A 12,782-nucleotide genomic window follows, 5' to 3' on the forward strand; every position below is an offset into this window, starting at 1 on the left:
CCCGGATGTTACGGGTCATCCTTTGAGTGGGTATCGTTTTCGACTGACTGCTCGAAGGTCACCCGGTGGGGGGCGTAGCCGCGGCGTTCGTACAGCCGGCGGGCGGCCGCGTTGTCCGCGAGCGCTTCGATTGCCAGCGCGTCCGCGCCCCGCGACCGGAGTTCGCGCTCGGCGTGCGTGAGCAGCGCCGATCCGCGGCCGTCGCCCCGGAACCCGGGCGCAACGTAGAGGTTGTCGATGACGCCACGGGTGCGGTCGGTCTCGTAGAACCCGGTTTCGGTGTGAAACATCACGAACCCGACCGTGCGTCCGGCCTGGGTTGTGACAGCGACACCGTCGGCGTGGACGTACTGCCCGATCAGGTCGCGGGCTTGGGCGTGGTTTTCGGCGGCCAGCAGGTGCGAGCCGTGGGCGCGTTGCTCGGCGGCCAGTTGAACCCACAGCTCGGCGACGGTGTCGATGTCCGTGCCGCTGGCGGGCCGCACCGTCATCGCAGCGCCGCCACCGCGGGCAGGTCGGCGTCGGTCAGGAGGTTGATCGCGGCACCGCCGCCCGTGCTCACGTGGTCGAAGCCGGTGATGTCGAAGCGCCGGATCGCGGCCGCGGTGTCGCCGCCACCCACGATGCTGTGCTCGACTTCCGACGCCGCGTCGAAGACGCCACGCGTCCCGTCGGCGAACAGGTCGTCCTCGAAGACGCCGGCCGGCCCGTTTACCACGACGGTTTCGGAGTCCGCCAGCACGTCGGCGTACGCGTCGACGGTATCACTGCCGATGTCACAGACGGCTTCGTCGCCGGCCGGCGGCAGGGCGTCGGTGGAGAGTTCACACCGCGCGCCGTCGCGCTCGACGGCCACGTCGACGGGCAGGTGGAGGGCGTCGTTGTGCGCCGCGAGCAGGTCGGCCGCGCGCGCGATCTCCGTCCCGTAGTCGCGCTCGTGGATGAAGTCGGTCGACGCCCGGCCGAGATCGACACCGGTGGCCGCCAGGAAGACGTTCGCCACCACGCCGGTCACGAGTACGTTGTCGGCGAGCCCGTGGGAGAGGGCGTGTGCCGCGACTTCCACGGAGTCCGGCACTTTCGCGCCGCCGACGACGTACGTGCGTGGCGTTGGCGTGTCGGCGACGCCGCTGAGTGCGTCCAGTTCGGCCTCCATCACGCGCCCCGCGTAGGACGGGAGGACTTCCGGGAACCCGACCAGGGAGGGTTGTGAGCGGTGGGCGGCGGCGAACGCGTCGTTCACGTACGCGTCCAGCGCCGGCGCGAGGCCATCGACGAGCGCGGTGTCGGCCGCGCGCTCGGGGGCGAACGTCATGTACTCCTCGCTGTAGAAGCGGGTGTTCTCAAGCACGACCGCCTCGCCGGGTGCGAGGTCGGCGACGGCGTCGCGTGCCCCCGTGGAGAACGTCGCGTCGCAGTAGGAGACGGGCGCATCGAGGAGCGCGTCGAGGCGGTCGGCATGGCGTTCGAGGCGCGCGAACTCGTCGCCGCCCGGTCGGCCCTGGTGGGCGAGCACGGCGACGCGCGCGTCCGCAGCCAGCAGTTCGGCGAGCGTGTCGACGTGCGCGCGCAGGCGAGCGTCGTCGGCCAGCCCGCCGGCGGCCGTCAGCGGGCTGTTGATGTCGACGCGCACCCCGATCGCGCGGTTGGCCGCCGCCAGGTCGTCGAGGGTCCGTATCGCCATGTATCGGAGCCACTGCGTGTGCCTGTAAATGCGTTTCCGTACGGACAGCCGCCCCGAACGGCAGTACTCGGGACCGAGTAAAGGTGCGTGCAGGCGGCTCGTTCACAACGACCGACATTCCGTACACAGCAGCCGGCCGTTGACGCGTCCGAGCGCCGCCGCGAGCCCGCCACAGCGCTCACAGACGCCCTGCTCGGAGTACGTGTTCGCCCCCGCCGTCGTGGGGTCGCCGTCACGTGATCCGGGAGGATCGCCCGGTGCGCCGCCGGACGCACCGACCGGTGTCCGATCGGGGCCGCCGAGTGGCGGCCTGGAACCGCGGCGCTGGTCGTTGGTCGCCGCCAGCGCCGCGATCGCTTGGGCCGACGCGACACCGATCGCCTCCGCGTCGGCGTCCACGACGAGCACACACCCGTCCCCGGTGCGCGCCATGGCGTCGATGGCGTCCGCAACCGTCGCGTCCACCGACAGCGACACCGGCGTGTCCGCCATCACGTCGGCGACGGCCATCGAATCCAGCCCGTGGCCGTCGGCGACGGCGTCAACGACTGCGTCGGCGGTGAACACGCCCGCCAGGTCGCCCGCGCGTTGCACCACCGCAGCCGTGGCGTCGTGCTCGCGAAGCGTGGTGGCGGCGTCGGGCACCGCCGCGGACGCGCTGACAGTCACGCGCGATGCTGACAGTGCCTCTTCGAGGCGCACATCGTTCATGTGCTGGTATAGCAGACCACGGTAGTAAAAGCCATGCACGGACCGCGGTGGTGGACCCAGGGCCACCGCCATGACAGCGGTGGGCGTACAGCCCGCAAAACGCTGCATTCAACACGCCTCGCCGCCGTTCGCTGTGTCAATGACTATCCCGTCGTTCGCGATCGGCATCGCCGGAGGCACGGGTGCCGGCAAAACCACGGTCGCCCGCGAGATCACCGACAACGTGGGCGAGTCGGCGACGCTGATTCCGCTGGACAACTACTACGAGGACCTCTCGGACCGCCCCTTCGAGGAGCGCGCGAACGCCAACTACGACCACCCGTCGGCGTTCGAGTGGGAGCTGCTTCGCACACACATCGACGCCTTGCTATCCGGGCAGTCGATCGAGATGCCCCAGTACGACTTCGAGAGACACGTCCGGAAGGCCGACCGGGTTGTTGTCGAGCCCACGGACGTGATCGTGCTGGAGGGGATTCTGGCGCTCTCCGACGAGACGGTCAACGATATGCTTGATCTCCACATCTACGTGGAGACGGACGCCGACGTTCGCATCCTGCGACGCATCGAGCGCGACGTCGTCGAGCGCGGCCGCGAACTGGAAGGCGTGATGGACCAGTATCTCTCGACGGTGAAGCCGATGCACGAGCAGTTCATCGAACCGACGAAACGACACGCCGACATCATCATCCCGGAGGGCGCAAACTCGGTCGCGGTGAACCTGCTCGAAGAGAAAGTGCAGGCCGAAACCTCCGAGATGGCGGCGTGGGCCGCCCGCGACGACACGGCCTTCGAAGACGCCACCTACAATCCACAGTAGCACCCCAGCGGCTGTGGCGGGGCCGGCCGGCCCGTGTGGCCCAGCGCGCGGCGACCGTTAGGCGTCGGGGTGGTAATCGAGGAAGTCGGCGTCCTGGAGCGCAGCACCGACGGTCTTGTGGAATCCGACTTTCGTCTCGAACTCGTCGGCGTCGATGTGCTCGAAGATGTCCGCCACCGACACGACCGTCTGGTGGTTGAGCCGAACCGGGTATTCGCCGTACTCCGCGACGAACTCGGCGGCGTCCAGTGGGAAGTCTTCGCCCTCCACGGTCATCTTCGAGAGCACCGCCAGCCCGTACTTGCGGCCGCCCTCGCTGCCGTGCTCGCCGTCCGGGTCGTGGACCCAGTCCCGCCCCGAGGGGTCTTCCATCTCTGCCATACTCCCTTGGTCCGCCGCTGGCCTCAAAACGGTTTCTCAATCCGGCCGCTGGTCGCGGTCCCCCACCCCAAGTCTCAAGTGTTAGTCGGCGAAACCCCAGGCCGGATTGAACAGGACCGCTCGGTCGACAGTCGGTTCCCAGTAGCGGTCGGGGCGCGACTGTGCGGCCGGCTCGCCGGCCGTGGGCGGCACGCGATCCGACTCGGCCGGGGTCAAGCGAGTGGCTCGGGCTGGGACGGGCGAGGAGCACGTCGTGTTGGCGGTGGTGCCGTAACTGCCCGCGAAGGACGTCGAGAAGCGGTGAGGCTGGGATTCGAACCCAGGAGGCGTGACGCCACCGGTTTTCAAGACCGGCGCAATAGGCCGCTCTGCCACCTCACCACACACGACGCGATTGAACGGGGGGAGGGTTGAAACTGTCGTTGTCCGGCGAGCCCGGGGTCGGCTCTCCCACCCACCCCGTATTTCGAGTGTTTTGCGGTGCGGACACCCCACCCACCCCCTCCCCCACCCCGATCTGCAAATGTTCGACTGTGTGCTCCGGGGGCCACCCCCCAACGGTGGCAGGGATCGGTGACACCGTGTCATCGGTTTGCACTGCCGCGGTCCGGATCCCGACGAAACACCCGAAACAGCCGAAACACGAGAACCAAAGTGTTATGAAACGGTGGGTAGAAACTCTCGGCAAGCGATGAAGACGCCGTTCCGGGACCGCGTCGAGCTGTTCGCCAACAAGGATGTCCTCAAGGACCACTACGAGCCCGAGGAGATCCGCGAACGCGACGAGGAGATCGACCAGTACGCCAACGCCCTCCAGGATGTCGTCGACGGCTGGGAGCCTGATAACGTCTTCGTCTACGGGAAAACCGGCGTCGGGAAAACCGCGGTCACGCGGTACATGATGGACGCCCTGGAGTACGAGGCCGACGACCGGGACGGCGTCGACAGCGTCACCAGCGTCGAAGTGAACTGCCACCACCATCCGTCGTCGTATCAGGCAGCGATCGCGCTCGTGAACGAGCTGCGTGGGGATACCGACAGTGACCCACTCACGACCGGGCTGTCCACCTCCGACGTGCTGAACGCGCTGTTCGACGAGATCGAAGCCCGCGAGGGCACCGTGTTGATCGTGCTCGACGAGATCGACAACCTCGACGACGACGACATGCTGTTGTACCAGCTCCCGCGCGCGAAGACCAACGGCAACATCGAGGACTCACAGGTCGCCGTCGTCGGCATCTCCAACGATTACACGTTCCGAAACGACCTCTCGCCGAAAGTCCAGGACACGCTCTGTGAGCGGGAGATCAAGTTCCCGCCCTACGACGCCAACGAGTTGGTCACGATCCTCGACGATCGCGCCGAGCGTGCGCTCAGCAGCGGCGTGCTCACGGGCGGCGTGATCCCGCAGTGTGCGGCGCTTGCGGCCCGGGACCGGGGGAGTGCGCGCCAGGCCATCGACCTGCTCCGCGAGTCGGTGAACGTGGCCATTGAGGACGAACGCGAGACGGTCACCGAGGACGACGTCGAGACGGCAGTTCGGCGCGTGGAGCGGGGTCGCATCAAGGACTCGATCAAGGACCTGACCACCCACGGGCAGTACGTTCTGTTGGCGGTGACACAGACCGCGATCGCGGACGACACCCCGGTGCGCGCCAAGGAGCTGTACGAGGTGTACGCCGACATCGCCGCGGAGTACGCCTCCGACCCGCTCAGTCAGCGCAGCGTTCACGATCACCTCAACGACCTGTCGATGTTGGGGTTCCTGCGCCAGCACGACCGCAACTACGGCCGTGGTGGCGGCCAGTTCTTCGAGTACGAGTTGGACGTCGACGCCACGATGGTCCAGGAGGCCATCGCGGACGCCGACGACGCGACCGTGTAGACCCCGGGCTGTGCTCTGGAGAAACACTCGAAATCCGGGGTGGGGGTATTCGCCCGCACCATGTTATTTGATGTCATCCTGCAGTGGTCCCCACACCCCACCCCCCGAATCAGCACGCCCAACATTCGAAATCCGGGGTGGGGGGGGGGGGCTACGTTCGGCGCAGCGCCGGCAGCCCGGACTCGTCAGCCGCCACCCGAAGCCCGAGTGATTCGATGATCGCAGTGGTGTGGGCGGGCACCAGCCGCCCCGACGCGTGGCGCGCCCGGATCGCGGCCACCAGTGTCTGCAGCGCTCTCGCTGACCCGATGCGTCGCCGCCCCGGGAGGAAGTCCACGTCGTAGCCGGCGTCGACGGCGCGCGCGTTCACGTTCTCGACGGCCGGCGCTTCCAGGGCGCGCTTGAAGTCCACGGGCTCGGTGAATCCCGCGAAGTACACGTCACCGCCGTCCGCCGGCCCGAGCACGACCTCGCTGCGGCGGAGCTTCATCGCCGCGCTGTCGATGTCCTTCCGGAGCAGCGTCGGCGCGTCCGGCTCGATCACGGCAACCGACTGCGCGCCGCCGTTCTCCAGGAGGTGTGTCACCGTGTTGCCGACCCGCGCCGACCGCGACGATCCGACTTGCACTTCCACGCGCGCGGCTTCATGCTGGTCGCCGTCCAGGGCGTCGTCGACGAGCGCGCGCACCTCCGATTCGGCGTCGCCGTCGGGCACCGCGTCGGGCAGCTGGTCGTCGGGGCGGTAGTTCACGAGCAACTCGCTGTTGCTCTCCGCGACCGCGTGCAGGATGTCGGCCACCATCGCCTCGTAGAGGCGGGTGGCCTCACTAGCCGAGAGTGGCGTTTCGTCGGGCAGCGTGGGCAACACCAGGCCATCGCGTGGCGGGTCAACCAGTACGGCGGCGACAGGCATAGTATGGCGTGGGTGCTGGCGTGGCTTGAACGACGCGGTCCGGGGTCGACCGGGGCGGCTAAGACGCGGGGCGACACAGCACGCAGTAATGGTGACCGCTGCGGGTGTGTTCGCGCGGGGAACAGTGCTTGTGATCAGCGCCGTGGTCGGCGGCGCACTGGTGGCCGCGGCGACGACCGTCTCGACATCGATCGCGGCGCTGGTGGCGCTGGTGGTCGCCGCCGCCACCGTCGCCGGCGTGGTCGGCGTGGGTGTGATGGGGACCACCACGACAACCCCGTACTGGTAGCCGGACGGGTGGCCTACCGCGACCGCCGGCCTTTCGTCTGGCGGTAGTCGGTGTCCTTGAACGACAGGAAGAAGTCGATCCACGCGTCGGTCTGTGCGTCCGACTGCTCGCGGGGATGGATCATCGGGACCAGTTCGAACCCGCGCCCGCGGACCGTGTCGCCGTGCAACTCGGTGACAGCCAGGCTGTCCGCCGGGGTGGTGGTGTACTCCTTGCCGAGCTCGGTGAGCGCGCGCTGGCCGACGGGCACCAGCACCTCGGGGTTGATCATCCGGATGTCGGCGTTGAGGTACGGCTCGCATCGCGTGCGTTCGTCGGCGGTGGCTTCCCGGTCGGGGTGGCGACACCGCGACAGCAGGGTCACGTACGCGTTCGCGAGCTCCGGCTCAGTGCTCGACGGGAGCGAGTGGTTCAGGCCGACGCTGCCGAGGATATGCTGGAAGCGCTCGCCGGCGTCGTCGCCGACAAGCGGCACGCCCGCGGCCTCGCTTGCGGCGCTCGGTGACTCCGCGACGAACACGAAGTCAGCGCCCACGTCGCCGTAGCCGTGCACGACGCGCTCGCGCTGGTCACAGAGGCCGGGACAGTTCCGGCAGTCCTCGTCCATCCCGTAGGGATTCCGGCGGGTCTCCTGTGCGGCGTCCATTCGTCCGGCAGTCGGTGCGCCGCCCGGAAAGCAACTTCGCTGGCGAACGCCCCGCGAGTACAGTGGCGCTCGGTCGGTGAGCACACGGCCGGTGTGAGCTCTGCCACAGTCGGCCAGCACAGGACTCGTGTGTCACGCCGGTATTTCTTTGCACGACTGGGGTGAACACCCGTCTATGGAGAACCCGCGTGCGATCGGTCTTCCTGCATTGGTCCTCGGCGTGCTGACCGTGGGGTCATCCGGCAGCGAGCTTCTCGGGGCGTCGGCCGCGTGGACAAGCCCCGGCGGGGTTGGCAACATCGCCGGTCTGATCAGTGGGCTGGCGTTGACGCTGATCGGGGTCGCTGTGCTTCAACAGTGGGGCGAGTTCGCGATCGATTGAGCGAACATGCGCCAGCAGCGACTGGTAGGCGCGCGCTCACTCGTTGCGCGGACTGCTCGGGTGGTAATCAGTGTCGTACTGGCCGGGGTGGCCGTCCAGCCGGTCGGGGTTGATGCGGCCGCCCAGCAGCATGAAATCCAGGATCGTGCAGTACAGCATCGCTTCGACGACCGGCACCGCACGCGGCGGCAGCGAGGGGTCGTGGCGGCCGGTCACGGTGACCGCCTTCTCCTCGCCGGTCTCCCAGTCGACGGTTGCCTGGGTTTTCGGGATCGACGTCGGCGCGTGCCAGGACGCCTCGCCGTAGATCGGTTCGCCGGTCGTGATGCCGCCCTGGAGGCCGCCGTGGTCGTTGCCCGCGGGGATCGGGTCGCCCTCGTCGGCGACGACGTGGTCCTCGTCGCCGTCGGCGACCGTCCAGTCCTCGTTGCGCTGCTTGCCCGCCACCGAGCGGGCGTCCCGCCCGAGGCCGAACTCCACGCTGGTCGTCGCGGGGATCGCGAACAGCGCCTGCCCGAGGCGCGCGGGCACGCTGTCGAAGCGCGGCGCACCCAGTCCTCGCGGCACACCCCTCGCCTCGAAGTAGATCGACCCGCCGATGGAGTCGCCGCGCTCCTGGTAGTCGTCGATCAGCGCCCGCATCCGTTCAGCGGTCTCGGGGTCCGCACACCGCACCTCGTTGTCCTCGCTGTGTTCGCGGATGTCCTCGAAGGACACGTCCGGCGCTTCGATCTCCCCGATCTGGTTGACGTGGGCTTTCACCCGCACGTCGTGGTCAGACTGCGCCAGCACGGCCTTCGCCACTGCGCCCGCCGCCACCCAGTTGACGGTCTCGCGGGCGGACGACCGGCCGCCGCCGCCCCAGTTGCGCGTCCCGAACTTCGCGGAGTACGTGTAGTCGCCGTGGGACGGGCGGGGTGCGGTCACGAACGGTTCGTACTTGCCGGACTCGGCGTCCTTGTTCTCGATGGTCATCCCGATGGGCGTGCCGGTGGTGGCGCCGTCCTGGAGCCCGGACTGGATCGAGACCTCATCGGGCTCCCCACGGGAGGTCGTGATCATCGACTGCCCGGGCTTCCGGCGGTCGAGTTCGTCCTGGATCATCCGTTCGTCGAGTGCCACGCCAGCCGGACACCCCGACACCACGACGCCCATCCCCGGACCGTGGCTCTCGCCGTAGGTCGTCACTTCGAACAGCCGCCCGAACCGGTTGCCGTTCATTGGCTGAACATACGCGCCGAGGGGCTTATGACTTGCAGTCACTGCCCCTCTAGCCCGCCCACCGCACCCGACACGACTAAGTAACACGCTAGCCCGCACTGTGACGGATCACGATGGACCTCCGAACTGGGCTCTCCTACGGGGACGCCAACGACGCCCGGACGGACACGGACATCGAGATGTCGGCCGACGAGGGCGTCGCCGGCCTGAGCCAGTACCGCGGCGCGCTCGCCGACGCCGTCGCCGAGTTCCTCGCCGGCGTGCGCTCGGGTGTGAGCTACTGCGGCGGCCACACGATTCCGGCGGCCCGCGAGCAGGCGGAGTTCATCCAGGTCGCCGCGAGCGCCGCCGAACGCGAGGGTGCCCACGGCATCGCCGGCGTCGAAGAGCTCGTCCGGAGCGAGACCACCGACGGCAACTGACGCCGACTGCAACGACCTACTCGTTCGGAGACGACTGGCGCCGGCCGTGGCGGTTCAGTCGCTCGCCGAGGAACAGACGATTCAGTTGCTGTCGACAGGGGTCTCGCCGTCGTCGACTGCGAACATGTCGTCGTAGGGGGCGGTTCTGGCGTCCCAGAACTCGAAGCGCGCACCGCCGTGCTCGCTCTCGCTCACGGTCGGCGTCCAGCCGTGGGCGGCGGCGACATCGGCGACGATGTTCAGGCCGAGGCCGCTACCGAACTCCTCGGTCGTCCACCCGAGTTCGAACACCGACTCGCGGTCCTCGGGCGGAATGCCCGGACCGTCGTCCTCGACGAAGAAGTGGTCGTCCTCGACACCGACACGGACGGTTACGGACCCGCCGCCGTCCTGGGAAGCCTGCGAGTCACGGCTCGTGGAGCCATGCTCGACGGCGTCATCGGACCGCTGCGCAGTCCGGTTGCCTGTCGAACCGTGTTCGACAGCGTTCCGGAAGAGGTTCTCGAAGATGTGCGCCAGGCGGCCTTCGTCGGCGTACACCACGCCGGGCGACACGACGTTCAGAGTGGCGTCCTCGGTGGTGACGTTCTCCCAGCACTCGGTCGCGAGCGCCGCGATCTCCACGGCGTCGACGCTCTCCACGTCAGCGCCGCTGCGCACCATCGTCAGCGCCTCCTCGATGATCTCCCGCATCCGGTTGTGGGCCGTCTCGACGTCGTCGAGGCGGTCGAGGTCGCCGGTCTCGGCGGCGAGTTCGAGGTTCCCCTCGGCGACGTTCAGCGGATTCCGGAGGTCGTGGGAGAGCACGCGAGCGACCCGCTCCAGGCGGTCTATCTGCCGGGTGAGGTCCCGCTCGTACTGGCGTCGCTCGGAGACGTCCCGCAGCATCGCCAGCACGACGTCCTCGCCGGCGGCGGTGACGCGCTGTGCGCTCACCTCCACGGGCACGCGCTCGCCGTCGCTGGTTACCACGCAGATGTCGTCGCCGTCCTCGAACCGGGAGCGCCGCACGCACTCGTCGGGGGCGAGCGAGAACAGGTCAACGTACCTGGCGTCCGGCCCCTCCGGGAAGACGACGGAGTAGTGGCGGTCGACGAGGTCGCCCTCCGGCTCACCGACGAGCGCGGCGGCCGCGTCGTTGGCTTCCAGCACCGCGCCGTCGTCGACACCCACGACGAACGCGGCGTCGGGCGCTGTATCGAGTAGTGTCCGGTACTTCCGGCGGAGCAGCCGCTGTTCGCTGATGTCGCGAACCGCGGCGAGTGCCGCCTGGCCGTTGTCGGCTTCGAGGGGGCTCAGGCTCACGTCGACTGGGAACGTCGACCCGTCTCTCCGCCGACCTTGGAGTTCGAGGCCCGCGCCCATCGGACGCTTCCTGGGCTCGTCGAAGTACGACGCGACGAGCTCGGAGTGGTCCGCGGCGTCCTCCGGGACGAGGACGCTGACCTGTTCCCCCACGATTTCGTCCGGCTCGTACCCGAACATGTCCTCGACACGGTCGTTCGCCCGACGGATTCGACCGTCCTCGTTGACGACGAGAATCGTGTCGGGCCCCTCCTCGAAGAACGCTGCCGCCCCTTTTGTTTCGGGAGTATCCGTCATCTGGTCGCAATTACGGTCGATTGTCCCTCCCGCTACATCAATGATTCCCACCGCGCTCACGTGGTGGGGCGTCCCCGGCAGCCGTCACGCGAGCGCAGACGCCCACGCGACCCCAAAGGGCACGACGGCCGCACTCCCGGAACGCCCGCAGGAACGGCACGTCGCCGGCGACGCGCTCGAACTGGCGGTAGCCGAGCGCGTCGACGAACAGCACGACGGCGTGGGCTGGGTCGGTGTGGGTCGCGCCGAACGCGTCCTCGGGGAGCCCGGTCCCAAGGTCGACGCCGAGCCGGTCGGCTGCGGCGGCCGGGATGCCGCTGAAGCAGTAGCCGCCGTAGTCGGGTCGAACCATCCCGTCTTCGAACTCGTCGGCGGCCAATGCGGTCGCGCGGTCGTCTTCGAACACGTCCCGACCGACGGGGACCCAAGGCAAAAACGGTGGGGCGGTGTGTCAGCCGTCCGTGTCCGCGCCGAGCCCCGCCAGCACCTCGAAGAAGTCGGGGAAGGAAACGTCGACGTGCTCGCTGCCCGCGATGGTGGTCTCGCCGTCGGCGACGAGCCCGGCGACGGCGAGCGCCATCACGAGCCGGTGGTCGCCGCGGCCGTCGACGCTCGCCCCCGAAAGTTCGGTGTCGCCGCCGTGAACGACGAGTTCGTCCGGTCGCTCCTCAACGCTCGCGCCCAGCTTCGACAGGGATTCGGCCATCGCCGCCACGCGGTCGGTCTCCTTGTACCGGACGTGCTCGGCGTCCGTGATGCGCGTCGTGCCGTCCGCGGCGGCACCCAACACCGCAATCGTCGGCAGGAGGTCCGGCGTGTCCGCGACGCCGACCTCGACGCCGGACAGCTCGGACCGCTGTACCGTTATCACGCCCGACTCAGTGTCCCAGTCGATGTCGGCACCCATGCGTTCGAGCACGTCGACGATGGCGGCGTCGCCTTGCGCGCTCGGGTGCATCCCCTCCACCACGACCGCCGCTCCGTCCGCGGCGGCGAGCGCGCCCGCGGCCAGGAGGTACGACGCCGACGAGAAGTCCCCGGGGACGGCGTACTCGCCGCCCGACGGGGCGTAGGCCTGCCCGCCCGGCACGCGGTAGCCGGCGGCCGTCTCGCTCGCACCGACGCCGAACCCGTCCAGCACGTCCAGCGTGATGTCGACGTACGGCGCGGACTTCAGTTCGGTCGTCAGGTCGGTTTCGATGCCGGTCTCGGTCACGGCCCCCGCCATCAGCAGCGCGGTGACGAACTGCGAGGAGACGTTACCGGGCAGCGCCACGCTGCCGCCGGAAACCGGGCCGTCAACGACGAGCGGTGCCTGCCCGTTCCCGCGCGTCGAGCGCGCCGTCCCGCCGAGCCCCGAGAGTGCGTCCAGCAGCGGCCCGTGTGGGCGAGCGCGCAGCGACTCGTCGCCGGTCAGGACGGTTGTGCCGTCGGCGAGCGCGGCCGCCGCCGTCACGAGTCGCATCGTCGTCCCCGAGTTCGCGCAGTCGATGACGGCGTCCGGGACTGCGGGCCGGCTCCCGAACCCGGTCACGACCCAGTCGCCGTTCTCGCGTGCCGCCGCCCCGCCCAACAGCCCAACGGCGCGCGCCGTCGCGCGGGTGTCCGCGCTCACCAGCGGGTCGCGGACGACCGTCTCCCCGTCCGCGTACCCCGCCGCGAGCAGCGCGCGGTGTGTGTAGCTCTTTGATGGCGGCGCGCGCGCCCGCCCCCGTACCCGGGACGGCGAGACTGTCGCGTGCATACCGGCGAGGAGGGCGGCCCACGGCATGAGGATTCCGGCGCCGGCACCGCCATCGCGGCAGAGGGTGGGCGGCGGTTCCGGAGGC

The 12,782-nt window shown here is 69.1% G+C and carries 14 protein-coding genes, 1 tRNA gene and 1 pseudogene; 5 read left to right on the forward strand and 11 right to left on the reverse strand.

Features of this window, described 5'->3' with window-relative positions:
* Nucleotides 1–8: 8 nt before the first annotated feature.
* The 3 genes from JT689_RS06280 to JT689_RS06290 form a co-directional block, all read right to left on the reverse strand.
* Entirely contained in the window at nt 9–491 is a 483-nt protein-coding gene (locus JT689_RS06280) for a GNAT family N-acetyltransferase (RefSeq protein ID WP_136361430.1), read from the reverse strand.
* On the reverse strand, nt 488–1,684 hold the full coding sequence (gene pgk, locus JT689_RS06285; RefSeq protein WP_136361431.1) for a phosphoglycerate kinase: 1,197 nt from the start codon (nt 1,682–1,684) through the stop codon (nt 488–490). Before pgk ends, JT689_RS06280 begins: the two co-directional genes overlap by 4 nt.
* A gap of 102 nt (nt 1,685–1,786) precedes the next feature.
* Complete coding sequence (locus tag JT689_RS06290) at nt 1,787–2,395, reverse strand: CBS domain-containing protein (RefSeq protein ID WP_229373425.1); 609 nt, start codon at nt 2,393–2,395, stop codon at nt 1,787–1,789.
* Nucleotides 2,396–2,534: 139 nt separating this feature from the next.
* Between JT689_RS06290 and udk the strand changes: the two genes are divergently transcribed.
* Nucleotides 2,535–3,212: a uridine kinase gene (gene udk / locus JT689_RS06295; RefSeq protein WP_136361433.1), complete on the forward strand. Its 678-nt coding sequence runs from the start codon at nt 2,535–2,537 to the stop codon at nt 3,210–3,212.
* A gap of 57 nt (nt 3,213–3,269) precedes the next feature.
* Here udk and JT689_RS06300 read toward each other — a convergent pair whose 3' ends face one another.
* Together JT689_RS06300 and JT689_RS06305 are read right to left on the reverse strand one after the other, a co-directional pair.
* A complete protein-coding gene (locus tag JT689_RS06300) occupies nt 3,270–3,593 on the reverse strand; it encodes a DUF5785 family protein (RefSeq protein ID WP_010902883.1) in 324 nt (107 codons plus the stop codon).
* A 298-nt stretch (nt 3,594–3,891) separates the two neighbouring features.
* A tRNA-Ser gene (locus JT689_RS06305) sits at nt 3,892–3,974 on the reverse strand.
* Nucleotides 3,975–4,284: 310 nt separating this feature from the next.
* On the opposite strand from JT689_RS06305, the gene orc8 reads away from it, so the two are divergent.
* Nucleotides 4,285–5,478 carry a DNA replication protein Orc8 gene (gene orc8 / locus JT689_RS06310; RefSeq protein ID WP_010902884.1) on the forward strand — a complete coding sequence of 398 codons (1,194 nt, stop codon included), beginning with the start codon at nt 4,285–4,287 and terminating at the stop codon, nt 5,476–5,478.
* Between the two features lie 151 nt (nt 5,479–5,629).
* Here the strand turns inward: orc8 and JT689_RS06315 are convergent, their stop codons facing one another.
* Nucleotides 5,630–6,391: a DUF2064 domain-containing protein gene (locus tag JT689_RS06315; protein ID WP_205251812.1), complete on the reverse strand. Its 762-nt coding sequence runs from the start codon at nt 6,389–6,391 to the stop codon at nt 5,630–5,632.
* Between the two features lie 88 nt (nt 6,392–6,479).
* On the opposite strand from JT689_RS06315, the gene JT689_RS06320 reads away from it, so the two are divergent.
* On the forward strand, nt 6,480–6,680 hold the full coding sequence (locus tag JT689_RS06320) for a hypothetical protein (protein WP_205251813.1): 201 nt from the start codon (nt 6,480–6,482) through the stop codon (nt 6,678–6,680).
* Nucleotides 6,681–6,693: 13 nt separating this feature from the next.
* On the opposite strand, the gene JT689_RS06325 is transcribed toward JT689_RS06320, so the two are convergent.
* A complete protein-coding gene (locus JT689_RS06325; RefSeq protein WP_136361436.1) occupies nt 6,694–7,326 on the reverse strand; it encodes a uracil-DNA glycosylase family protein in 633 nt (210 codons plus the stop codon).
* A 175-nt stretch (nt 7,327–7,501) separates the two neighbouring features.
* Between JT689_RS06325 and JT689_RS06330 the strand changes: the two genes are divergently transcribed.
* Nucleotides 7,502–7,708 (forward strand): hypothetical protein, encoded by a 207-nt coding sequence (locus tag JT689_RS06330; RefSeq protein ID WP_205251814.1) that lies wholly within the window; start codon nt 7,502–7,504, stop codon nt 7,706–7,708.
* A 36-nt stretch (nt 7,709–7,744) separates the two neighbouring features.
* Here the strand turns inward: JT689_RS06330 and aroC are convergent, their stop codons facing one another.
* Nucleotides 7,745–8,929, reverse strand: coding sequence for a chorismate synthase (gene aroC, locus JT689_RS06335; protein WP_136361437.1), 1,185 nt, complete (start codon nt 8,927–8,929; stop codon nt 7,745–7,747).
* Nucleotides 8,930–9,075: 146 nt separating this feature from the next.
* Between aroC and JT689_RS06340 the strand changes: the two are divergent.
* Nucleotides 9,076–9,351: pseudogene (locus JT689_RS06340) on the forward strand (IMP dehydrogenase); the annotation flags it as partial.
* Between the two features lie 81 nt (nt 9,352–9,432).
* Here the strand turns inward: JT689_RS06340 and JT689_RS06345 are convergent.
* Genes JT689_RS06345 through aroA form a run of 3 tightly spaced genes read right to left on the reverse strand, consistent with a single transcriptional unit; the run spans nt 9,433 to nt 12,697 of the window.
* Nucleotides 9,433–10,953, reverse strand: a complete 1,521-nt coding sequence (locus tag JT689_RS06345; RefSeq protein ID WP_205251816.1) for a PAS domain-containing sensor histidine kinase — start codon at nt 10,951–10,953, stop codon at nt 9,433–9,435.
* Nucleotides 10,954–10,990: 37 nt separating this feature from the next.
* A complete protein-coding gene (locus JT689_RS06350) occupies nt 10,991–11,359 on the reverse strand; it encodes a hypothetical protein (RefSeq protein WP_205251817.1) in 369 nt (122 codons plus the stop codon).
* 45 nt (nt 11,360–11,404) lie between these two features.
* Complete coding sequence (gene aroA, locus JT689_RS06355) at nt 11,405–12,697, reverse strand: 3-phosphoshikimate 1-carboxyvinyltransferase (RefSeq protein ID WP_205251818.1); 1,293 nt, start codon at nt 12,695–12,697, stop codon at nt 11,405–11,407.
* Nucleotides 12,698–12,782: the final 85 nt, after the last annotated feature.

This window comes from Halobacterium sp. GSL-19, from assembly GCF_016917855.1.
Classification (GTDB): Archaea; Halobacteriota; Halobacteria; order Halobacteriales; family Halobacteriaceae; genus Halobacterium; species Halobacterium salinarum.

Bases quoted from the DNA above. Each gene is read 5' to 3' on its own strand.
- JT689_RS06280 (WP_136361430.1), bottom strand. From the start codon at position 491: ATGACGGTGCGGCCCGCCAGCGGCACGGACATCGACACCGTCGCCGAG.
- pgk (WP_136361431.1), bottom strand. From the start codon at position 1,684: ATGGCGATACGGACCCTCGACGACCTGGCGGCGGCCAACCGCGCGATC.
- JT689_RS06290 (WP_229373425.1), bottom strand. From the start codon at position 2,395: ATGAACGATGTGCGCCTCGAAGAGGCACTGTCAGCATCGCGCGTGACT.
- udk (WP_136361433.1), top strand. From the start codon at position 2,535: ATGACTATCCCGTCGTTCGCGATCGGCATCGCCGGAGGCACGGGTGCC.
- JT689_RS06300 (WP_010902883.1), bottom strand. From the start codon at position 3,593: ATGGCAGAGATGGAAGACCCCTCGGGGCGGGACTGGGTCCACGACCCG.
- orc8 (WP_010902884.1), top strand. From the start codon at position 4,285: ATGAAGACGCCGTTCCGGGACCGCGTCGAGCTGTTCGCCAACAAGGAT.
- JT689_RS06315 (WP_205251812.1), bottom strand. From the start codon at position 6,391: ATGCCTGTCGCCGCCGTACTGGTTGACCCGCCACGCGATGGCCTGGTG.
- JT689_RS06320 (WP_205251813.1), top strand. From the start codon at position 6,480: ATGGTGACCGCTGCGGGTGTGTTCGCGCGGGGAACAGTGCTTGTGATC.
- JT689_RS06325 (WP_136361436.1), bottom strand. From the start codon at position 7,326: ATGGACGCCGCACAGGAGACCCGCCGGAATCCCTACGGGATGGACGAG.
- JT689_RS06330 (WP_205251814.1), top strand. From the start codon at position 7,502: ATGGAGAACCCGCGTGCGATCGGTCTTCCTGCATTGGTCCTCGGCGTG.
- aroC (WP_136361437.1), bottom strand. From the start codon at position 8,929: ATGAACGGCAACCGGTTCGGGCGGCTGTTCGAAGTGACGACCTACGGC.
- JT689_RS06345 (WP_205251816.1), bottom strand. From the start codon at position 10,953: ATGACGGATACTCCCGAAACAAAAGGGGCGGCAGCGTTCTTCGAGGAG.
- aroA (WP_205251818.1), bottom strand. From the start codon at position 12,697: ATGCACGCGACAGTCTCGCCGTCCCGGGTACGGGGGCGGGCGCGCGCG.